General features: G+C 70.9%; 17 protein-coding genes. 11 read left to right on the top strand and 6 right to left on the bottom strand.

Translation table 11 applies throughout. The features are described 5' to 3' along the window. Window positions 1-185 precede the first annotated feature (185 nt). Complete coding sequence (gene ahcY, locus GA0070561_RS01870) at window positions 186-1,685, top strand: adenosylhomocysteinase (RefSeq protein WP_091394012.1); 1,500 nt, start codon at window positions 186-188, stop codon at window positions 1,683-1,685. A 77-nt stretch (window positions 1,686-1,762) separates the two neighbouring features. On the opposite strand, the gene GA0070561_RS33445 is transcribed toward ahcY, so the two are convergent. Next, window positions 1,763-1,921 (bottom strand): hypothetical protein, encoded by a 159-nt coding sequence (locus tag GA0070561_RS33445; RefSeq protein ID WP_167362326.1) that lies wholly within the window; start codon window positions 1,919-1,921, stop codon window positions 1,763-1,765. A 171-nt stretch (window positions 1,922-2,092) separates the two neighbouring features. On the opposite strand from GA0070561_RS33445, the gene efeU reads away from it, so the two are divergent. From efeU to hpf, 8 genes are all read left to right on the top strand, one after another. Next, entirely contained in the window at window positions 2,093-2,992 is a 900-nt protein-coding gene (efeU, locus tag GA0070561_RS01865; protein ID WP_091394009.1) for an iron uptake transporter permease EfeU, read from the top strand. 22 nt (window positions 2,993-3,014) lie between these two features. Next, on the top strand, window positions 3,015-4,148 hold the full coding sequence (efeO, locus tag GA0070561_RS01860; RefSeq protein ID WP_091394006.1) for an iron uptake system protein EfeO: 1,134 nt from the start codon (window positions 3,015-3,017) through the stop codon (window positions 4,146-4,148). A 25-nt stretch (window positions 4,149-4,173) separates the two neighbouring features. Next, window positions 4,174-5,451: an iron uptake transporter deferrochelatase/peroxidase subunit gene (gene efeB, locus GA0070561_RS01855; RefSeq protein ID WP_091394002.1), complete on the top strand. Its 1,278-nt coding sequence runs from the start codon at window positions 4,174-4,176 to the stop codon at window positions 5,449-5,451. A gap of 132 nt (window positions 5,452-5,583) precedes the next feature. After that, window positions 5,584-6,273 carry an MtrAB system response regulator MtrA gene (mtrA, locus tag GA0070561_RS01850; protein ID WP_030331519.1) on the top strand — a complete coding sequence of 230 codons (690 nt, stop codon included), beginning with the start codon at window positions 5,584-5,586 and terminating at the stop codon, window positions 6,271-6,273. Between the two features lie 12 nt (window positions 6,274-6,285). Then, window positions 6,286-8,043: an MtrAB system histidine kinase MtrB gene (mtrB, locus tag GA0070561_RS01845; RefSeq protein WP_091393999.1), complete on the top strand. Its 1,758-nt coding sequence runs from the start codon at window positions 6,286-6,288 to the stop codon at window positions 8,041-8,043. Window positions 8,044-8,075: 32 nt separating this feature from the next. Then, complete coding sequence (locus GA0070561_RS01840) at window positions 8,076-9,854, top strand: LpqB family beta-propeller domain-containing protein (RefSeq protein WP_091397149.1); 1,779 nt, start codon at window positions 8,076-8,078, stop codon at window positions 9,852-9,854. Between the two features lie 4 nt (window positions 9,855-9,858). Beyond that, window positions 9,859-10,566, top strand: a complete 708-nt coding sequence (locus tag GA0070561_RS01835) for a ComF family protein (protein WP_091393995.1) — start codon at window positions 9,859-9,861, stop codon at window positions 10,564-10,566. Window positions 10,567-10,811: 245 nt separating this feature from the next. Beyond that, window positions 10,812-11,447: a ribosome hibernation-promoting factor, HPF/YfiA family gene (hpf, locus tag GA0070561_RS01830; RefSeq protein WP_091393991.1), complete on the top strand. Its 636-nt coding sequence runs from the start codon at window positions 10,812-10,814 to the stop codon at window positions 11,445-11,447. 67 nt (window positions 11,448-11,514) lie between these two features. On the opposite strand, the gene GA0070561_RS01825 is transcribed toward hpf, so the two are convergent. Further along, complete coding sequence (locus GA0070561_RS01825) at window positions 11,515-12,627, bottom strand: GNAT family N-acetyltransferase (RefSeq protein ID WP_091393987.1); 1,113 nt, start codon at window positions 12,625-12,627, stop codon at window positions 11,515-11,517. Further along, window positions 12,624-13,775 (bottom strand): GNAT family N-acetyltransferase, encoded by a 1,152-nt coding sequence (locus GA0070561_RS01820; RefSeq protein WP_091393984.1) that lies wholly within the window; start codon window positions 13,773-13,775, stop codon window positions 12,624-12,626. The genes GA0070561_RS01825 and GA0070561_RS01820 overlap by 4 nt, the downstream gene beginning before the upstream one ends. Before the next feature lie 168 nt (window positions 13,776-13,943). On the opposite strand from GA0070561_RS01820, the gene secA reads away from it, so the two are divergent. After that, a complete protein-coding gene (gene secA / locus GA0070561_RS01815; RefSeq protein ID WP_091393980.1) occupies window positions 13,944-16,871 on the top strand; it encodes a preprotein translocase subunit SecA in 2,928 nt (975 codons plus the stop codon). 103 nt (window positions 16,872-16,974) lie between these two features. Here secA and GA0070561_RS01810 read toward each other — a convergent pair whose 3' ends face one another. Both GA0070561_RS01810 and GA0070561_RS01805 read right to left on the bottom strand, forming a co-directional pair. Continuing rightward, complete coding sequence (locus GA0070561_RS01810) at window positions 16,975-17,568, bottom strand: Rv3235 family protein (RefSeq protein WP_091393977.1); 594 nt, start codon at window positions 17,566-17,568, stop codon at window positions 16,975-16,977. A gap of 250 nt (window positions 17,569-17,818) precedes the next feature. Further along, complete coding sequence (locus GA0070561_RS01805) at window positions 17,819-18,046, bottom strand: helix-turn-helix domain-containing protein (RefSeq protein WP_091393976.1); 228 nt, start codon at window positions 18,044-18,046, stop codon at window positions 17,819-17,821. A 215-nt stretch (window positions 18,047-18,261) separates the two neighbouring features. Between GA0070561_RS01805 and GA0070561_RS01800 the strand changes: the two genes are divergently transcribed. Beyond that, entirely contained in the window at window positions 18,262-18,771 is a 510-nt protein-coding gene (locus tag GA0070561_RS01800) for a DUF6912 family protein (RefSeq protein WP_091393973.1), read from the top strand. Window positions 18,772-18,875: 104 nt separating this feature from the next. Here GA0070561_RS01800 and GA0070561_RS01795 read toward each other — a convergent pair whose 3' ends face one another. Continuing rightward, the gene (locus tag GA0070561_RS01795; RefSeq protein WP_244166028.1) at window positions 18,876-20,009 is read right to left on the bottom strand and encodes a hypothetical protein; all 1,134 of its coding nucleotides are present in this window, start codon (window positions 20,007-20,009) and stop codon (window positions 18,876-18,878) included. Between the last annotated feature and the right edge of the window lie 170 nt (window positions 20,010-20,179).

Here is a 20,179-nt window from a genome sequence, read left to right as displayed (position 1 = left end):
CGACGACGGTCCGAGAACGTGCGGGGGAACCAAACCGGGGGGATGCACGGGGCGGGCGGGACGTGGGCGGGAAGGTCCGTCCATCACCGACCGCCCCGTGCGCTGTCCGCCGACCGTGCCTGATGCCCGTCGCCGACGCGCGTAAGGTGGAGGGTCGGCGCAGACATCGTTCGACAGGAGCTTTCATGACCAGCACCCTCCCGGCGTCCGCCAGCGGCACGCCGTCCGAGGCCCGGCCGAGCACGCTCGCCGACGGCGACTTCAAGGTGGCGGATCTGTCGCTCGCCGAGTTCGGGCGTAAAGAGATCCAGCTTGCCGAGCACGAGATGCCCGGCCTGATGGCGATCCGGCGCGAGTTCGCCGAGGCGCAGCCGCTCGCCGGCGCGCGGATCACCGGCTCCCTGCACATGACCATCCAGACCGCCGTCCTGATCGAGACGTTGGTCGCGCTCGGCGCGCAGGTGCGCTGGGCGTCCTGCAACATCTTCTCCACCCAGGACCACGCCGCCGCGGCGATCGTCGTCGGCCCGGACGGCACCCCCGAGGCTCCGGCCGGAGTTCCGGTCTACGCCTGGAAGGGCGAGACCCTGCCGGAGTACTGGTGGTGCACCGAGCAGGTGCTCGCCTGGCCGGACGGGCAGGGCCCCAACATGATCCTCGACGACGGCGGCGACGCCACCCTGCTCGTTCACAAGGGTGCCGAGTTCGAGCGGGCCGGGGCGGTCCCGCCGGTCGAGTCCGCCGACTCCGAGGAGTACGCGGTCATCCTCGAGCTGCTGCACCGCTCGCTCGGCGAGGACGGCCAGCGCTGGACCCGGATCTCCGCCGGCATCAAGGGCGTGACCGAGGAGACCACCACCGGCGTGCACCGGCTCTACGAGATGCACCGGGCTGGCACCCTGCTCTTCCCGGCCATCAACGTCAACGACTCGGTGACCAAGAGCAAGTTCGACAACAAGTACGGCTGCCGGCACTCGCTCATCGACGGCATCAACCGCGCCACCGACGTGCTGATCGGCGGCAAGATGGCGGTCGTCATGGGCTACGGCGACGTGGGCAAGGGCTGCGCCGAGTCGCTGCGCGGCCAGGGCGCCCGGGTCGTGGTGACCGAGGTGGACCCGATCTGCGCGTTGCAGGCCGCGATGGACGGCTACCAGGTCGCCACCCTGGACGACGTGGTCGAGCAGGCCGACATCTTCATCACCGCCACCGGCTGCTTCGACGTCATCACGAACGAGCACATGGCCCGGATGAAGCACCAGGCCATCGTCGGCAACATCGGCCACTTCGACAACGAGATCGACATGGCCGGGCTGGCCAAGCGGTCCGACGTCGAGCGGATCAACATCAAGCCGCAGGTCGACCTGTGGCGCTTCGCCGACGGGCACGCCATCATCGTGCTCTCCGAGGGCCGCCTGCTGAACCTGGGCAACGCGACCGGGCACCCGAGCTTCGTCATGTCGAACTCGTTCGCCAACCAGACGATCGCCCAGATCGAGCTCTTCACCAAGACCGAGGAGTACCCGATCGGCGTCTACGTGCTGCCCAAGCACCTGGACGAGAAGGTGGCCCGGCTGCACCTCGGCGCGCTCGGCGCCAAGCTGAGCACGCTGACCAAGGAGCAGGCCGCCTACCTCGGCGTCTCCACGGAGGGTCCGTTCAAGCCGGATCACTACCGCTACTGATCGACATCTCCGGACCGGGTCGGCTGTTCGCAGCCGGCCCGGTTCGTCGTCTCCGCCGCCGGCTCAGCGTCTCCGGCTCAGCCCGAACGGGGGCCGCGTCGGGTGGGCCGGAACCACGTCCAGACGCACCAGATCAGCCAGCCGACCGACACGACGGTGGCCAGCGCCCGCAGGCGTAGCGCGCTGAGCAGCAGCACCACGGCCAGCACCGTCAACCACGGCAGGAATCCCCTCACGGCGGGGATCCTTCCACAGCCGACGGGCGGCAGGCCGGCTGCCGGCGGCCGTTGGTCCTCGTCACGGACCTGGTGAGCTTGTCGTGAACGACTTGACGAGGGCCCTGACCAGGGAGGAAGGTATGCCTGCCCTAAGTCAGCCAAGGCGTGCCTAACCTACTCGGAGCCCGGATGTTCGCCACCTACCTGATCGGCCTGCGGGAAGGGCTGGAAGCGACCCTGGTGGTCAGCATCCTGGTCGCCTTCCTGGTGAAGTCGCAGCGCCGGGACCGGCTGCCGCAGGTCTGGGGCGGCGTCGGCCTGGCCGTGGCGCTCTCGGTGCTCTTCGGCTGGCTGATCGAGTACACGTCGACCTCGCTGCTGTCCCGTTCCGAGGATCGTGAGTTGTTCGAGGCGATCACCTCGGTCGCCGCCGTGGTCTTCGTGACCTGGATGATCTTCTGGATGCGCCGAGCCGCCCGGACAATCGCCGGTGAACTGCGGGGCAAGCTCACCGAGGCGCTGGCCGTCGGGTCCCTCGCCGTCGCCGGAATGGCCTTCCTCGCGGTGATCCGCGAGGGCCTGGAAACCGCGCTGATCTTCTACTCGGCCGCCCAGGGCGCGGCCGGCGACAGCGGCCCGCTGCTCGCGTTGATCGGCGGCATCGTCACCGCCGTGGTCCTCGGCGTGCTGCTCTACGCCAGCGCCCTGCGGATCAACCTCAGCAAGTTCTTCACCTGGACCGGCGCGCTGCTGATCCTGGTCGCCGCCGGCATCCTCAAGTACGGCGTGCACGACTTCCAGGAGGCCGGCGTCCTGCCCGGCCTGAACCACCTGGCCTTCGACATCACCGGCGCGCTCGACCCGAGCACCTGGTACGCGGCCCTGCTCGCCGGCATGTTCAACGTGACTCCCGCGCCCACGGTGCTGGAGACGATCGCCTGGGTCGCGTACGCCGTACCGGTCCTCCTGCTCTTCCTGCGACCGGCCCGGCGCAAGCCGGCACCCACCGCGACCACCACCACCGTCACCGAGCGCGGGGCCGACACCGGCGCCGAGGCCGAGGCGGCGTCCACGCCGCAGCGTGCCTGACCCACGAGGAGAGACAGCCCAGATGCGTACCACCCAGTTCTTCGCGCTGGCCGCCGCAGGCGTGCTGGCGACGGCCGGTCTGGCCGCCTGCTCCGACTCCGACAAGGGTGACTCGGCCGCGTCCGGCGGACCGATCGTGGTCAAGGCCAGCGACACCGCCTGTGAGGTCGGCTCGACCGACCTGGGTGCCGGCACCGCCACCTTCAAGATCACCAATTCGGGTGCGAAGGTGACCGAGTTCTACGTGTACGCCGACGGCGACCGCGTCATGGGTGAGGTGGAGAACATCGCCCCCGGGTTGAGCCGCGAGCTGCACGTGGAGTTGCCGGCCGGCACGTACCAGACGGCCTGCAAGCCAGGGATGAGTGGCAAGGGCATCCGGGGTGCGCTCAAGGTCAGCGGGTCGGCGCAGCCGCTCACCGCGGACGCCGCGCTGGGTGACGCCACCGACAACTACCAGCGCTACGTCAAGAGCCAGACCGCCGCGCTGCTGGACAAGACCGAGGAGTTCGTCGGCGCGGTCAAGGCCGGCGATGTGGCGAAGTCCAAGGCGCTCTACCCGGTCGCCCGCACCTACTGGGAGCGGATCGAGCCGGTTGCCGAGATCTTCGGTGACCTCGACCCCAAGATCGACGGCCGCGAGGAGGTCATCGAGGAGGGGATGGAGTTCACCGGCTTCCACCGGATCGAGAAGGACCTCTGGCAGTCTGGTGACATCAGCAAGGATGGCCCGATCGCCGACCGGCTGCTGGTCGACGTCAAGGAGATCGTGGCCAAGGCGAACGCCGAGAAGCTCTCCCCGCTCCAGCTCGCCAACGGTGCCAAGGAACTGCTCGACGAGGTCGCCAGCGGCAAGATCACCGGCGAGGAGGACCGCTACTCGCACACCGACCTGTGGGACTTCGCCGCCAACCTCGAAGGTTCCAAGGCCGCCGTGTCCGCCCTGCGCCCCGCGTTGCAGCAGCGCTCGCCGGAGCTGGTCACGCAGTTGGACACCGAGTTCGCCAACGTCGAGGGACTGCTCGGCAAGCACCGCGACGGCGACGGCTGGAAGCTGCACACCGCGCTGAGCAAGGCCGAGCTCAAGGAGCTCTCCGACGGGATCAACGCGCTCGCCGAGCCGATCAGCAAGGTCGCCGCGGCCGTCGCGAAGTGACCACCTGGCAGAAAGAGTGGAGTCGATGAGCGGGAGCAGGTTGACCCGGCGCCGGGCCATCACCCTGGCCGGCGCCGGAGTGGCCGGGGTCGCCGGAGTGGCGGCCGGCGCGGGAGCGCTGCTGAACGGCTCACATGGTCCGGCCGCTGCGAACGACCACCCGGCCGGGGCCGTGCCGTTCCACGGTGAGCACCAGGCCGGCATCGTCACCCCGGCGCAGGACCGGCTGCACTTCGTGGCCTTCGACGTGATCACCAAGGACCGGGCCCGACTCGTCGAACTGCTGGAGGAGTGGACGGCCGCCGCCGCCCGGATGACCGCGGGACGCGACGCCGGGGTGCTGGGTGCGGTCGGCGGGATGCCGGAGGCCCCACCCGACGACACCGGTGAAGCACTCGGCCTGCCTCCCTCGCAGCTCACCCTCACCATCGGCTTCGGGCCGACGCTGTTCCGCGACGCCGACGGGCGGGACCGGTTCGGCCTCGCCGACCGTCGGCCCGCCGCCCTCGCCGAGCTGCCGAAGTTCCCCGGCGACGCGTTGCAGGCGCAGCTCTCCGGTGGCGACCTCTGCGTCCAGGCCTGCTCCAACGACCCGCAGGTGGCGGTGCACGCGATCCGCAACCTGGCCCGGCTCGGCATGGGCGTGGTGAGCGTCCGCTGGTCGCAGTTGGGCTTCGGCCGCACCTCATCGACCTCGCGGGAGCAGGCCACCGCGCGCAACCTCTTCGGGTTCAAGGACGGCACGGCCAACCTCAAGGCCGAGGACACCGACCTGCTGCGCGACCAGTTGTGGGTGCAGCCGGGCGACGGGCCGGACTGGATGGCCGGGGGCTCGTACCTGGTCACCCGTAAGATCCGGATGCTCGTGGAGACCTGGGACCGGACCTCCCTCGCCGAGCAGGAGGAGATCGTCGGGCGGACCAAGGGCAGCGGCGCGCCGCTGGGTCGCAGCGACGAGTTCGACGAACCCGACTTCGCCGCCCGTGGCGCGGACGGGAAGCCGGTGATCGCCGAGCACGCCCATGTCACGCTGGCCCACCCGAGTCGGAATGGCGGCGCTCAGCTGCTGCGCCGGGGTTACAACTTCGTCGACGGCTCGGACGGCCTCGGCCGACTCGACGCGGGCCTCTTCTTCATCGCCTACCAGCGCGATCCACGCCGCCAGTTCGTGCCGATCCAGACACAGTTGGCCCGGCACGACGTGATGAACGAGTACCTGCGACACGTCTCCAGTGGGGTGTTCGCCTGTCCTCCCGGGGTACGCGACGGCGGGGACCACTGGGGGCGTGGGCTGTTCGGCTGACCGTCGTCCGGATGGCGACAACCGGATCGGCCCAGCCTGCTGTGGCGCCAGGCGGTGCCAAAGGGGGATCATGGAAGCGTTACCGGCGGACGCCGGTCCCACCGAACTGAATGAGGATGCAATATTAATCCCATGAGAGCCCGCGTACTGGTGGTCGACGATGACCCCGCGCTCGCCGAGATGCTCGGCATCGTGCTGCGCAGTGAGGGTTTCCTGCCCTCGTTTGTGGCGGACGGCGAGCGGGCGTTGGCCGCCTTTCGCGACAGTCGTCCCGATATCGTGCTGCTTGACCTGATGCTTCCCGGTATGAGCGGTATCGACGTGGCCCGGTCGATCCGAGCGGAGTCCGGCGTGCCCATCGTCATGCTGACCGCAAAGAGCGACACCGTGGACGTCGTGCTCGGCCTGGAGTCCGGCGCCGACGACTACGTGGTCAAGCCGTTCAAGCCCAAGGAGCTGGTGGCCCGGATGCGGGCCCGACTGCGCCGGGGCGAGGACGTGGCCCCGGAGATGCTCACCATCGGGCCTCCGGACAACCAGATCACCATCGACGTGCCCGCGCACACGGTGAGCCGCAACGACGAGGAGGTGAAGCTGACGCCGCTGGAGTTCGACCTGCTGGTCGCGCTCGCCCGCAAGCCACGTCAGGTCTTCACCCGCGAGGTGCTGCTCGAACAGGTCTGGGGCTACCGGCACGCGGCCGACACCCGTCTGGTCAACGTGCACGTCCAGCGGCTGCGGGCCAAGATCGAGCCGGACCCGGAGCGACCGGAAATCATCCTCACCGTGCGGGGCGTGGGCTACAAGGCAGGGACCGGATAGCCTGGTCGCACTGTGTCGACCTCGCCGCCCCCACCCTCCCCGAGTACGGCTGCCCGCCGCCCCAGCGCCGGCGGGGAGCTCTGGCGTGCGGTGAGCGGTCGGCTCGCCCGTGCGGTGGGTCGGGCACACCAGACCTGGCGCCGCTCACTCCAGGTCCGGGTCGTGACCATCACGCTGGTCGCGTCCAGCCTGCTGGTCGGCGGGTTCGCGTTCCTGATCGCTGACAAGATCACCACCATCCTGCTCGACAGCGCTCGAAGCGACGTCCGGCAGCGGGTGACCAGCGGTGCCAGCTACGCGGCCAAGCAGGTCTCCTTCTACGGGCAGCCGCAGGAGGCGCAGCTCCAGGAGACCATCGACGGCACCGTCAACTACCTGGCCGGCGGCGACCCCCAGCAGACCAGCGGCGTGGTGGTGGCGATCACCGCCAACGACTATCCCAACGACATCCAGACGCGCACCTCCCCGTCGGCGAACGTGCAGTCGCTGATCAGCCCGGAGCTGCGGGCCGCGATCGCCGACGGCAAGGTGGCCAGCCAGATCCGCACCGGGCGACTCACCGGCGAGACCACCAAGTACCTGGTCTACGGCTCGCCGGTGCCCACCCGCTTCGGCCAGATCGAGCTCTACTATCTGGTGCCGCTGGGCCGGCAGGACGTCACCGCCGCCGACGCCCGCGCCACAGTGGTGGCCACCGGGGTCGCGCTGGTGATCCTGCTCGGGTTGCTCGCGGCACTGGTCACCCGGCTGGTGGTCAACCCGGTCCGGGTCGCCGCACGAACCGCCCAACGGCTCTCCGCCGGCCTGCTCGACCAGCGGATGGTGGTCAACGGCGAGGACGACCTGGCCCTGCTGGCCGCGTCGTTCAACCAGATGGCCACCAACCTGCAACGGCAGATCCTGCGCCTGGAAGAGATGTCCCGGTTGCAGCGCCGCTTCACCTCAGACGTCTCCCACGAGCTGCGTACCCCGCTGACCACGGTCCGGATGGCCGCTGACCTGATCTTCGCCGAGCGCGACGAGTTCGACCCGGCGGTCGCCCGCAGCGCCGAGCTGCTCCAGGCCGAGCTGGATCGATTCGAGGAGCTGCTCACCGACCTGCTGGAGATCAGTCGGTTCGACGCGGGCTTCGCCATGCTGGATTCCGAGCCGACCGACCTGGTGCCGGTGGTGCACCGGGTGGTCGACCGGCTGGCTGGCCTGGCCGAGCGGGTGGGCGTACCGATCGAACTCGACCTGCCGGGCACGCCGGTGATCGCCGAGGTCGACCCGCGCCGGGTCGAGCGGGTGTTGCGCAACCTGGTCGGCAACGCCGTCGAGCACGGTGAGGCCCGCCCGGTGCTGATCACCCTCGGCATCGACGAGACCGCCGTGGCGATCACCGTCCGCGACCACGGTGTGGGGCTGAAGGTGGGCGAGGAGAAGCTGGTGTTCAACCGGTTCTGGCGGGCGGACCCGTCCCGGGCCCGGCAGACCGGGGGCACCGGGCTGGGGCTGTCGATCAGCCTGGAAGACGCCCGGCTGCACGGCGGCTGGCTGGAGGCGTGGGGTGCGCCCGGGCAGGGCGCGCAGTTCCGGCTCACCCTGCCGGCCCGTGCGGGCGATCGGCTGACCACCTCACCGCTGCGGCTGGTGCCGGCCGACGCCGCCCTGCCGTTCGGCGGCCCCCGCGACGGTGGGCCACTGGCCATCGGTCCCGGCACCGGCGGTGCATTGGCGATCGGCCCGGCTCCGGCCGGAGACGGACAGCGGACGGAGGTGCGCTCGTGAGACGGCCAACTGTGCTCGGGGCCCTCGGCGTGATGGTGCTGCTGGGCGCCGGCTGTGGCATCCCGGCGGCATCCGACGTGCGGGTGGACGGCAAGGGCGGCGCCGCGACCGAGGCCGGTGTGATCAGTCGGGGCAGTGAGCCACCGACGCGGACGGCCAGCGGCAGCGACAACGGGGCATTCGTCCGCAACTTCCTGTCCGCCGCCGCCGGCGAGCCGGATCGAGCGTACGAGCGGGTCAAGGCGTTCATCGCCCCGGAGGACAAGACCCGGCTACAGGACAAGAAGGGCAGCGAGGTCGCGCTGAACGTGGTCCGGCTGCGCGAGGCGGTCTACACCCTCAACAGCGACTCGACCACGACCGTGAAGATCGCCGTGCAACAGCTCGGTGTTCTGCGGACCAACGGCACCCTGGCCCCACCGGTGGCGACCGAGACGGAGTACGAGTTCGGCCTGCGCCCTGCGTCCTTCAACGGCGGCGCCAACGATGACCGGGCCGGCTTCTACGTCATCAACCCGCCCAATGTGCTGCTGCTCAGCGACACCGCCCTTCGCGAGTACTACCAGGACGAGACGATCTACTTCTGGAGTTCGGACCGCAGCCGCCTGGTGCCCGACCAGCGCTACCGGCCGCAGGCGGTGCCGGTCGAGCGGCAGGTCAACGAGGTGGTGAAGTGGCTGGTCGGCGGCCCCTCGGACTGGTTGCGCCCGGGGGTCGTCGGGCTGCCGGACCGCACCGAGCTGATCAACAACGCCACCGGCGGGAACGGTCGGTGGGAGGTCAACCTGGACATGTCCGGTGACGACCAGAACGGGATCGATCAGTTGATCACGCAGATCGCCTGGTCGTTGGGCGACCTGACCGGTCAGCTGGAGTTGAAGATCCGCAACAACGCGCAACCCGTGGTGGACCTGGGCGAGCGACGAGACTCCCGCGTGCTCTATCCGTATGCCACCGGCCCGCAGCGGTTCGGCGTGTACGACGGGGCGATCCACCCACTCGACTTCGATGGCGAGCCCAGCGGCACGGTGCCGCTGACACCCGAGGCCAACCGTAACGTCGTCTCCGCCAGCCTCGGGCTGGCCAAGGACCGCCGGATCCTCGCCGCGATGGCGGTCACCGGCAGCGGCAAGAACCGGTACCGACTCGCCGTGGGCACTGGCGCCGACCCGGTCGCCGTGCTCAGTCGCAGCGGCACCGAGTACTCCTCGATCAGCCGGCCGGTCTGGCTGCGTACTGTCGACAACCGCCCCAGCCGTGGCCTGGTGGTGGCCGACGGGCAGCTCTACCGGTTCGACGAGGCGGCCCGGATGTATCCGGTGCCGCTCAACCTGCCCTCCGCCGCGGTCACCGCGGTGGCCGCCGCGTTGGACGGCCAGCGGGTGGCGCTGATCGCCGGCGGCCGTCTCTACGTCGCCGCGGTCAACCTCGACGGCGGCGGGGTCTCCATCGGCCCGCCCCGAGAGTTGGTCACCTCGCTGACCAACCCCACGGCGGTCGACTGGGGCAGGGAGGACCAGCTCGTGGTGGCGGGGTCAGTCGGCCAGCCGGCGATCTACGAGATCAGTGTCGACGGCGCCCTGGAGACGCCGCTGCGGACCGACCTCGGCGCCAAGGTCACCCACCTGACCGCGTACCCGACCAACCGCGGCGTGCGGGCGCCCAGCGGGGCCTACATGTACGAGGCGAACGGGGTGGCCTACCGCAGCAGCCCGTTCGAACGGATCGAGCCCGGCCGGGTACGCGACATCGCCCCGGTGCCGACCGGCGTCCGGCCGAGCAACCCGTCGGCGCCGTTCTTCCTCTACTGACACGGTGAGCGGGCTCTGGGCGGACCTCGCCGACCTGGTGCTGCCCGCCGACTGCGCCGGTTGTCGGGAGCGCCGACCCGGCCTGCGGCACGGTGTCTGCCCGGCCTGTGTCGTGGCGCTGGGTGCGTTGCGACCACGGGCGGTCCGCCCCACTCCCGCACCGCCGGGCCTGCCGTCCTGCGTCGCCCTCGGCCCGTACGCGGGTCCGCTGCGCGAGGCCCTGCTGGCGTACAAGGAACACGGCCGACACGGGCTTGCTCGCCCGCTCGGCGCGCTGCTCGCCGAAGTCGTCGCGGCGGCCGTCGGTGGGGCCCGCCCGGTGGCGTTGGTTCCGGTCCCGGACACCGTGGCGGCGGCCCGGTCCCGTTACGGGGACCACCTCGACCGGCTTGCCCGGCACTGCGCGGCCCGGCTCAACCGGAGCGGCTGGGCGGTGCGGGTGCACCGTCCGCTGCGGGCGTCGCCCCGGCCCGACTCGGTCACCCTGGACAGCGCTGGACGCGCGGCGGCGGCCGAGGCGGCCTTCCAGCCCCGCTCGACCGGGCCGGTCCGGGGTCGTGCCGGGGGCGCGGCACCGGTAGTGGTGCTGCTCGACGACATCGTCACCACCGGCGTGACCCTCGCTGCGGCGAGCCGGGTGCTGACCGCGACTGGGTGGGCACCGAGTGTCGCGGCGGTGCTCGCGGCGACCGAGAAAAGACACCAGTCGTAACCGATCGTGTTTCCGTTTCACCCGTTGGTGTATGAGCTGCGAAAAATCCTGGGCCGTCTCGGCAACATGGGGTGACTGCCGGGCAAACAGGAGTTAGCGTTTCGCTGTCGGGGGTAGGAGGTCGTTCCAACCGCCCCTGGCGGTGAGAGGAGGCGTAGCCGTACCAACCGGTCGACGCCAGCGGGTCTCCCCACGGCGCGCGGCCGGGCAACCGGATCGAAGACCGTCCGAACAAGGGAGGTCACGTGGACATCGTGGTCAAGGGCCGAAACGTCGAAGTGCCGGACCATTACCGGGTACACGTAGCCGAGAAACTCGCGAAGATCGAACGCTACGACCACAAACTTATTCGCGTCGATGTCGAGCTGTTTCATGAGCGCAATCCGCGCCAGGCCGACCACTGCCAGCGGGTGGAGATCACCTGCGTTTCCCGGGGCCCGGTGATTCGGGCCGAAGCCTGCACGAACGACTTCTACAGCGCGCTCGACGCGGCCATCGCGAAGCTCGACACCCGGCTGCGCCGCGCGGCCGACCGCCGCCGCGTACACCGGGGCCGGCACGCGCCGATCTCCGTCGCCGAGGCCACAGCGGGCCTTCCGGTCGCGGACCTGGTGCCCAACGCGCTGAGCGCGCCCAGCGATGGCGCCCGCGCCGGCACTGCGGTCGCGGAGCGGGTCGAAGAGGAGCACGACGACCAGCCGTGGCACATCGCCCGGGAGAAGGTCCACCCGGCCGAGCCGATGACCATCGACGACGCGCTGTTCGAGATGGAACTGGTCGGCCACGACTTCTACCTTTTCCAGGACAAGGAGTCCGGCCGCCCCAGCGTCGTCTACCGGCGCCACGCGTACGACTACGGCATCATCTCCCTCGCCACCTGACCGGTAGCCGATCCGCGTCGATCATGGAGTTGTGGTGGGGAAACGCCCACCACAACTCCATGATCCGTCAGCGGAGGTCGGCGGGGAGGAGCGCGAAGGTCAGGTCGTCCAGGCGGGCGCCGGCCAACCCGGGCAGCCGGCCGCGCTGAACGGATTCGCGCCGAAAACCGACCCGCTCCAGCACCCGGTGCGACGCGCTGTTGTCCGGCACCGTGCCGGCCGACAGCCGGGCGATACCGGCCGAGCCGAACGCCCAGCCCGCCAGCAACCGGACCGCCCGCGTCGCGTACCCCCGGCCGCGCCAGTCCGGCAGCAACGCGTAGCCGACCGACGCCTCGCCGGCGGCCACGTCGGTGTACGACAACCCGCAACTGCCCACCGGCTCGCCGCTGGCCACGTCCGTGATCATCAGCCGGGCGATCTCGCCGGTCAGCCAGCCGCTCTGTGCGAGACGACAACGCCGCTCCATCGCCTCGCGCGTCGGCGGCACCGGCGGCGCCTGGTTCGCCACCACCTCGGGTCGGCTGTGCAGCCGGTACATCAGCGCCGCGTCGTCCGGCGCGAGTGGGCGCAGCGCCACCACCTCGTCGGTGAGCACCCCGCCGGGCAGGTCGGGCAGCAGCCGGGCGGCCGGCCCGGGCGGATCACCGGCGACGCGTACCCAGGCCAGCAGGTCGTGCCGGCCCTCGCCCCGGGACGCACCTGCCGAACGGCGCAGACCCTCGTAGCGGAAGCCTGCGGCCAGCGCGACCCGCTGGCTCGGGGCGTTCTCCGGTTCGGTGAGCAGCTCCAGTCGGGCCGCCCCGGCGGCGAACGCGTGCTCGCTCAGCGCGCGGGTCGCCGCGGTGGCCAGCCCGTGACCACGCGCCGCCGGTCGCATCCAGTAGCCGATCTCCACCTGACCCCGGGCGGGCACCGGGTTGTTCAACCCCACCGCGCCGAGCAGACGATCGGTCGCGGGGTCCGCGACGGCGTACGCCGTGCCGCCGCCGGTCCAGGCCGCCGGGGCACCGACGTCGATCCACCAGCGGGCGTCGGTCTCGGTGTACGGCGTCGGCAGGTTCGACACGAACCGTTGAGTCAGCGGGTCCGCGCAGCCGTCCACCACGTCGGCGCTGTCCTGCGCGCGAAACGGGCGCAGCCGCACCCCGTGCGCCTCGACGACCGGCCGCAGATTCATCCCAGATCCTTCGCGAGAAGCGCTCCGACCCACACGTCCACCCGCTCGCCCCGGTGCTGCACGCCGCCCCGGGCGATCCCCTCGACCAGGAAGCCCGCCTTCTCCGCCGCCCGGCGGGAGGAGGTGTTGCCCACGTTCGCCTTCCACTCGATCCGCGCCAGGCCCAACGTGCTGAAGCCCCAGGCGCTGAGCGCGACCAACGCGGCGGGCAGGTAGCCCCGGCCCCGGGCCGCCGGCGCGGTCATGAAGCCGGCATCGGCCACCAGCGGGTCGGCGGGGGAGAGCCGCAGGTCGAGTGTGCCCGCGTACCTGTCGTCGGAGTCGGCGATCACGAAGCAGGCGGCGTCCCCCCGAGCCCAGGCGTCCCGGCCGTAAGCCTGGTAGCCCTGCGCGTCGGCGCGCTCGTACGGGTCCGGCACTGTCGTCCAGCGGATGCTCTCCGGGTCCCGGCAGGTCTGCACCACGGCGTCCAGGTCCTTCTCCTCCATGGGTCGCAGACGCAGCTCGCCGGCCCCGTTCTCGGCGAACAGAACGGGCTGCGGGCGGCCGAAGACGGCGGCCCGCCGGGCGGCGAGGGTGCCCGGTCCGGCCGGACCGGTCGACCCCGCGGCCGGCACCTCGCCGGGCAGCAGCGAGCCGATCCAGCCGTCCGCGCTGCCGGGCAGCGCCGGGTTGGCCAGCCGCAACCTGCCGTCGATCCGGAAACCGGCCCGGAGGGCCACCAGCCGGGAGGCGTGGTTGCCCACCTCGGCCTGCCAGATGAGCCGGCGGAGCCCGAGGGTGTCGAAGGACCAGCGGGCCACCGCCCGGGTGGCCCGGACCATCACGCCCCGACCGCGCGCCCAGGGCGCCGTCCAGTAGCCGATCTCACCGGTGCCGTCCTTGTCGATCGAGATGAGCCCGCTGGAACCCAGCAGCTCCCCGGTGTTCGGGTCGCAGACCGCGAACGGTGCCCCGGTGCCCTCGGCCCAGGCCTTCCGGCTCATCTCGGTGACAAATCCGTGGGCGTGTTCCGGCCGGTACGGGCGCGGTACGGTGGTCCAACGCTGAATGTCCGGGTCCTGGCAGGCTCGGTGTACGGCCTCGGCATCCGTCTCTCGCCAGGGCCGCAGCAGCACGCCGTCCTCGATGATCTCCACGGGCTCCACTCGTGCATCCTGCCGTAGCGTTCGCCGACGGCGTAACCGGATAACGTTTGGGGCGTGTGCAGGACGCGAGTTATGTCGGGTTCGGCGGGGTCGAGCACCGCCACCAGTGACCATCGCGCCGATGGAGCGCCTACGATGGTTCGAGACTGTCTAGGGGAGCGTTGATCCGTGTCGATTCTGGAAAAGGTCCTTAACGCGGGCGAGGGCCGCATGGTGCGCCGGCTCAAGGCCATCGCTGCCGCCGTCACCTCGATCGAGGACGACTACGTCAACCTCACCGACGAGGAACTGGCCGGCATGACCGAACAGTTCCGGGAGCGGCTCGACGAGGGTGAGACCCTCGATGACCTGCTGCCGGAGGCGTTCGCGGTGGCCCGCGAGGCGGCGGCCAGGGTGCTCGGCCAGCGCCCGTACGACGTCCAGGTGATGGGCGGCGCGGCGCTGCACTTCGGCAACATCGCCGAGATGAAGACCGGTGAGGGCAAGACGCTGACCTCGGTCATGGCCGTCTACCTCAACGCGCTCTCCGGCAAGGGCGTCCACGTGATCACGGTCAACGACTACCTCGCCCAGCGTGACGCGGCGTGGATGGGTCGGGTGCACGAGTTCCTCGGGCTGACCGTCGGCGTGGTGCTGCCCAACCGGCCGGCCAGTGAGCACAAGGCCGCCTACGAGTGCGACATCACCTACGGCACCAACAACGAGTTCGGCTTCGACTACCTGCGCGACAACATGGCGTGGTCGAAGGAAGAGCTGGTGCAGCGCGGGCACAACTTCGCGGTGGTCGACGAGGTCGACTCCATCCTGATCGACGAGGCCCGCACCCCGCTGATCATCTCCGGCCCGGCCGAGCACTCCGCCCGCTGGTACGGCGAGTTCGCCGGCGTGGTGGCCCGGCTCCAGCCCGGCACCGACGGCGAGGGCGACTACGAGGTCGACCACTCCAAGCGCACCATCGCGGTGACCGAGCGGGGAGTCGCCAAGGTCGAGGACCGGCTCGGCATCGACAACCTGTACGAGTCGGTGAACACCCCGCTGGTCGGCTACCTCAACAACGCCATCAAGGCCAAGGAGCTCTACAAGCGCGACAAGGACTACATCGTCAGCGACGGTGAGGTCCTGATCGTCGACGAGTTCACCGGTCGCATCCTGCACGGCCGTCGCTACAACGAGGGCATGCACCAGGCGATCGAGGCCAAGGAGGGGGTGGAGATCAAGCAGGAGAACCAGACCCTGGCCACCATCACCCTCCAGAACTACTTCCGCCTCTACGAGAAGCTGTCCGGGATGACCGGTACGGCGCAGACCGAGGCGAGCGAGTTCAACAAGGTCTACAAGGTCGGCGTCGTGACCATCCCGACCCACCGCCCGATGGTTCGCGAGGACCGGCCGGACGTCATCTACAAGACGGAAAAGGCCAAGTTCAACGCCGTCATCGAGGACATCGCCGAGCGGCACCAGATGGGTCAGCCGGTGCTGGTGGGCACCGTCTCGGTGGAAAACTCCGAGATCCTCTCCCAGTTGCTGCGCCGCCGTGGCATCCCGCACAACGTGCTGAACGCCAAGTTCCACGCCCGGGAGGCTGAGATCGTCGCCCAGGCCGGGCGTAAGGGCGCGGTCACCGTGGCCACCAACATGGCCGGCCGCGGCACCGACATCCTGCTCGGTGGCAACCCGGAGTTCCTCGCCGCGAACGAGCTGCGCCAGCGCGGCCTCGACCCGCTGGAGAACGAGGAAGAGTACGCCAAGGCGATGGAGGAGGTCCTTCCCACCTGGAAGCAGGCCTGCGACGCCGAGGCGGAAGAGGTCTCGGCCGCCGGCGGCCTCTACGTGCTGGGCACCGAGCGGCACGAGTCCCGGCGGATCGACAACCAGCTGCGTGGTCGCGCCGGCCGGCAGGGCGACCCGGGCGAGTCCCGTTTCTACCTGTCCCTCCAGGACGAGCTGATGCGGCGCTTCCGGGCCGGGGCGGTCGAGGCGGTGATGGAGCGCTTCAACATCCCGGAGGACGTGCCCATCGAGTCGAAGATGGTCACCCGGCAGATCAAGAGCGCCCAGGCCCAGATCGAGGGCCAGAACGCCGAGATCCGCAAGAACGTCCTCAAGTACGACGAGGTGCTCAACAAGCAGCGCCAGGTCGTCTACGCCGAGCGGCTCCGGGTGCTCAACGGCGAAGACCTCTCCGACCAGGTCCGCAACATGATCGACGACACCGTCGAGGCGTACGTGCGGGGTGCCACCTCCGACGGCTACGGCGAAGACTGGGACCTTGAGCAGCTCTGGTCCAGCCTCAAGCAGCTCTATCCGGTCGGCGTGACGATCGAGGAGTTGGAAGAGGAGGCCGGCGGTTCCCGGGCCGGCATGGACGCCGACTTCCTGGTCGCCCGCCTCAAGGAGGACGCCAACGCCGCGTACGACCGGCGTGAGGAGCAGCTCGGCACCGAGGGGGTGCGCCAGCTCGAGCGGATGGTGCTGCTCCAGGTCATCGACCGCAAGTGGCGCGAGCACCTCTACGAGATGGACTACCTCCAGGAGGGCATCAACCTCCGGGCCTACGCCCAGCGCGACCCGGTGGTGGAATACCAGCGCGAGGGCTTCGACATGTTCGCCACCATGATGGACGGCATCAAGGAGGAGACCGTCGGTTTCCTCTACAACGTCGACGTCCAGGTGACCGAACCGGAGCCGGAGGAGGGGGCCGACGAGGTCACCCTGCTCGACAAGCCGGTGGAGATCCGGGCCAAGGGCCTCAACCAGGCACCGCGGCGGCAGGGCCTGCAATACTCCGCGCCGACCATCGACGGTGAGGCCAGCCCGGGCGCGGTCGCCGTGGAGCAGGCCGAGCAGCAGGCTCCGGCGCTCGGTGTGGGCCGACCGGCTCCGGGTGCTCCGGCGGCACCGGGGCAGAGCGCGCCATCCGCGCCGCAGCGGCCGGCATCCGGGCTGCGTGGCCCGGCAGTTCCGTCGGCTGCCTCCCGTCGGCCGGCACCGAACCAGGCGGAGGCGAGCAACGGCCCGTCCCGCAACGCGCCGTGCCCGTGTGGCTCGGGCCGCAAGTACAAGCGCTGCCACGGCGCCCCCAACGGCGGCAACTGACCAACAGCAGCTGCACCGACAGCGTCTGACCGACGGGTCCCGGCCGAACAGGCCGGGGCCCGTCGGTGTCTGTGAGCCTCGCCGACGACCGGGGCAGGTGCGGTCAGAGCACGTGTAGGGCAACGCAGAGCCAGCGGCCCCGACGATGTTCGAGACGCAGCGCCATCGCCCAACTTCGGCCGCCCGCGCCGGTGAGGACGGCTGCCGCCTCCACCGCGGCCTCCCGGGGCTCGCAGACTCGCAGGCGTAGCAGTCGAACCAGTGGTCGGCCGCTGCGCCGGCGGGATGCCCCGGCCCGCCCGGATGCGCGGGCGAGCTCGGTCAGCAGGTCGCCCGCTCGGGCCGGGTCGAGCAGCGCTCGCACCTGGGCCGGCGAACGGTAGCCGTTGACCACCTCCAGACAGGTGCCGACGAAGCGGTGCGCGGCTCGGGTGGTTTCCGGTGCGGTCGACGTCGGCAACGACGCGACCGGGTGGGTGGTGGACCTGCTGGGCACCGGGCGCAGGGCTGCTCGCCGCTCCGGCGGCCGGACCGGGTTGGGTCGGGTGGAGGCGAACAGGTCGAGGGCTAGTTGGCCGTCGGTCATCGGCGGCCAGTACGACCCGTCGGCCTCGTCAACGTAGGGCGGGTCGAAGGGCGGGACGGGGCGCAGCCGCACGGGTGGTCGGGAAGGACCGGGTCGCGCTCCGCTCATCATCGTCCCCTCGATCTTGCGTTTGCCTTCGTTTGCCTCCGACAAGCTCGATTCTGAGCGACAAAACGGCCTCGGTCAATGGCTTCGTGGCCTCCTCCGCCCGACAAGGCGCATGATCCACTCGGGTTTCTTGAAATCGCGTGGTCCCAGCGGCCCCGGCACCCCGACTTCCGTAAAACCGAGTGGATCACGCCCCGGAACTGACGGACGGGCAGAGGGCAGGCCGAGCAGGCAGGGGCGAGCCGGGCTTCTGCTACTCGGGGTCGCGGTCGACCAGGGGGTTGCTCTGCACCCAGTCTGCCGTCTCGTCGTATTTGCGCGCTATGTACTCCTCCAGTCGCGCGCGCTCGACGCGCCACTGCCCGCGCCCGCCGATCTTGATCGCCGGCAGTTCACCGCTGCGCACCATGTGGTAGACCTGCGAGTCCGACACGTTGAGCTCGGTGGCCACGTCGGAGAGCAGCAGGAACCTCGGCTCCACAGAAACTCCCGGGGTTGATGTCGTTTGGCTCAGTTTGCCACCGACAGCCCCCACCGCCCAGCACGGGACCGGTTCGGTGGCGTACCAACCACCCGGGACACACCGGCTGGGAACTTCCTCCGGCCGGAGGCGGGGTGTATGACGGTCACGGCGTGCGGCATGATCTGCGCCCGTGCCGGCGGCCGCCGGTGGAGGACGACGCGGGGAGACGACCGGTGACCGACGAGCTTGTCCGGGTGTACGTGCCGGCGACCGTACCGATGCTGGCCCGGCTGCGTGTGGAGGGCCTGGCCGCCGACCAGGCGCACGCCGTGACCCCGGCGCTGCGCGAGTGGTACGCCGAGGGTGACGAGGAGGAGTTGGAGTACGTCGCCTTCACCCGGGCTGCCCAGGACGCCCTGCATCTGCTCCGGGCCGATCCGACCGCTCCCCGCCGTCGCGTCGTCATCTCGGTCGACCTGCCGTCGGCAGCGATCGGGCGCGGCGACGGCGAGCTGGGCTCCAGCGCGGTGACGTTGACCGACGCCGTGCCGGTGGGCGCCGTCGCGGCCATCCACGTGGACAGCGCGGACGCGGCCGAGGAGGTCGGCGCGGCGGCCGACGTCGTGGCCGAGGCGGCGGCTGGTGACCCGGACGCCCAGTTCACCGTTGACGGCGCCGAGGACCACGAGCTGGAGTGGTACGACGTGACGGAGCTGGACCAGCTGCTGAGCGCTACCGACTGAGCTGGGCACCGCCCCGGCAGCAGCCGGACACCGGACACCGGGCAAGCACTTGCGCCGAAGGCCGGCCCCGGCCGCCTTCGCCGAACGCCGGCCCCGGTGCGGCGTCAGCGAGCCGGGTCCGCCTTCGCCGCGTCCGCGTCGGGCGTCTCGGCTGGGTCGCCGTCGAACGTCTCGGCCGGGTCCGCGTCGAACGCCTTGGCGTAGCCCGGCTTGTCGTCCGCCGGATCGATCTGGTCCGCGACGGGGTTCGGGCCGTGGGCCGGTTCGTCGTCGTCGCTGTGGGCGGGGCTGAGCGTGCGGCCGAACGCGATGAGCGCGGTCAGCGCCCCCACGAAGAGCACCCAGATGCCGTTGTCCACCCGCGAGGTGCCCAGCGAGGTCTGCGCCACCGCGTCCGCCTCACTGAGCGCGCTGGCAAGGTCCAGTAGCGACCGGCCGCCAACCCTGATGATCACTTCGGCGAGCAGCAGGAGGAGCCCCGGCCCGGCGCCGGCGAGCAGGTACGCCGGCCAGCGCAGCGCCGGGGCCTCGGGATCGCGGTGGACGGCTCGACGCCGTGCCCAGGTCAGGTAGCCGAAGGCCAGAAGCCCGGCGAGCAGCCCGGCGACGAGCGATTCGGTACGGGACACCCACTTCGCCGCGTTGATCAACGATTCCTGGCTGTCGCCGGACCCGAAGAGGTCGAACAGCGGGTCCCGGGCGCGGCTGAACGCGACCACGAAGATCAGCGTGCCCAGCGCGGCGGTGACCACAGCACCGATCGCCGGGGCGGTCCGCGCGCCGGCCAGCGCGCCCCCGATGATCGCCGCGGCCGCCGTGGTACCGGCGATCACGTTGGTGGTGGACGTGTCGAAGTAGGTGAGGTTGATGGCCACCGCGGCAGCGAGCCCGACCAGCATTCCGCCGCCGATCGCCCCGGCGAAGCGCAGGGTGGCCCAGTCGCCGTACCGGCGGGCCAGCAGGTTGCCACCGGCCAGCGCGACGGCCGCCCCGGCCACCAGCGCGGCCGAGATCACGCCGGGCAGGGCGAACGCGGAGAGGCTGATCGCGGTGACCCCGGCCGCCGCCGAGGTGATGGCCTCCCGGGTGGACCAGAGCATGGCGGCCAGCCAACCGAGTGCCAGCAGCGCGAGCACTGCGGCGCCGGGCGCGGGCAGCGGCCGACTGCCGGCGCTGGCCGCGTCGACCGCCGGCTCGTCCGACTCAGCGGCCGGGACGCGGCCGGGCTGCTTGGTCATCGTCTCCCCTTCGAGGCGGCAGGTCACCGACCATTCAGGGTACGCGGGCCCGCTGGGCTGCCTGTCGCCCCGGGACGGCGGGACGGATCGAGAGCGGTCGGTAAGGGGAGGAGGGGCGGGGCGGTCCTTGGCGCTGGGCGGTGGCGGAGATGGGTCGCGTGGCCCGTCGT

It is taken from the genome of Micromonospora saelicesensis (assembly GCF_900091575.1).
Classification (GTDB): Bacteria; Actinomycetota; Actinomycetes; order Mycobacteriales; family Micromonosporaceae; genus Micromonospora; species Micromonospora saelicesensis.
Note: the sequence above shows the minus strand (reverse complement) of the source record. Positions and strands in the feature narration are given on the sequence as shown.

Excerpts from the sequence above, each read along its gene's own strand:
- efeO (WP_091394006.1), top strand. The coding sequence starts at position 3,015 with ATGCGTACCACCCAGTTCTTCGCGCTGGCCGCCGCAGGCGTGCTGGCG.
- GA0070561_RS01810 (WP_091393977.1), bottom strand. The coding sequence starts at position 17,568 with ATGATGAGCGGAGCGCGACCCGGTCCTTCCCGACCACCCGTGCGGCTG.
- GA0070561_RS01795 (WP_244166028.1), bottom strand. The coding sequence starts at position 20,009 with ATGACCAAGCAGCCCGGCCGCGTCCCGGCCGCTGAGTCGGACGAGCCG.
- efeB (WP_091394002.1), top strand. The coding sequence starts at position 4,174 with ATGAGCGGGAGCAGGTTGACCCGGCGCCGGGCCATCACCCTGGCCGGC.
- mtrA (WP_030331519.1), top strand. The coding sequence starts at position 5,584 with ATGAGAGCCCGCGTACTGGTGGTCGACGATGACCCCGCGCTCGCCGAG.
- ahcY (WP_091394012.1), top strand. The coding sequence starts at position 186 with ATGACCAGCACCCTCCCGGCGTCCGCCAGCGGCACGCCGTCCGAGGCC.
- GA0070561_RS01825 (WP_091393987.1), bottom strand. The coding sequence starts at position 12,627 with ATGAATCTGCGGCCGGTCGTCGAGGCGCACGGGGTGCGGCTGCGCCCG.
- GA0070561_RS01840 (WP_091397149.1), top strand. The coding sequence starts at position 8,076 with ATGGTGCTGCTGGGCGCCGGCTGTGGCATCCCGGCGGCATCCGACGTG.
- efeU (WP_091394009.1), top strand. The coding sequence starts at position 2,093 with ATGTTCGCCACCTACCTGATCGGCCTGCGGGAAGGGCTGGAAGCGACC.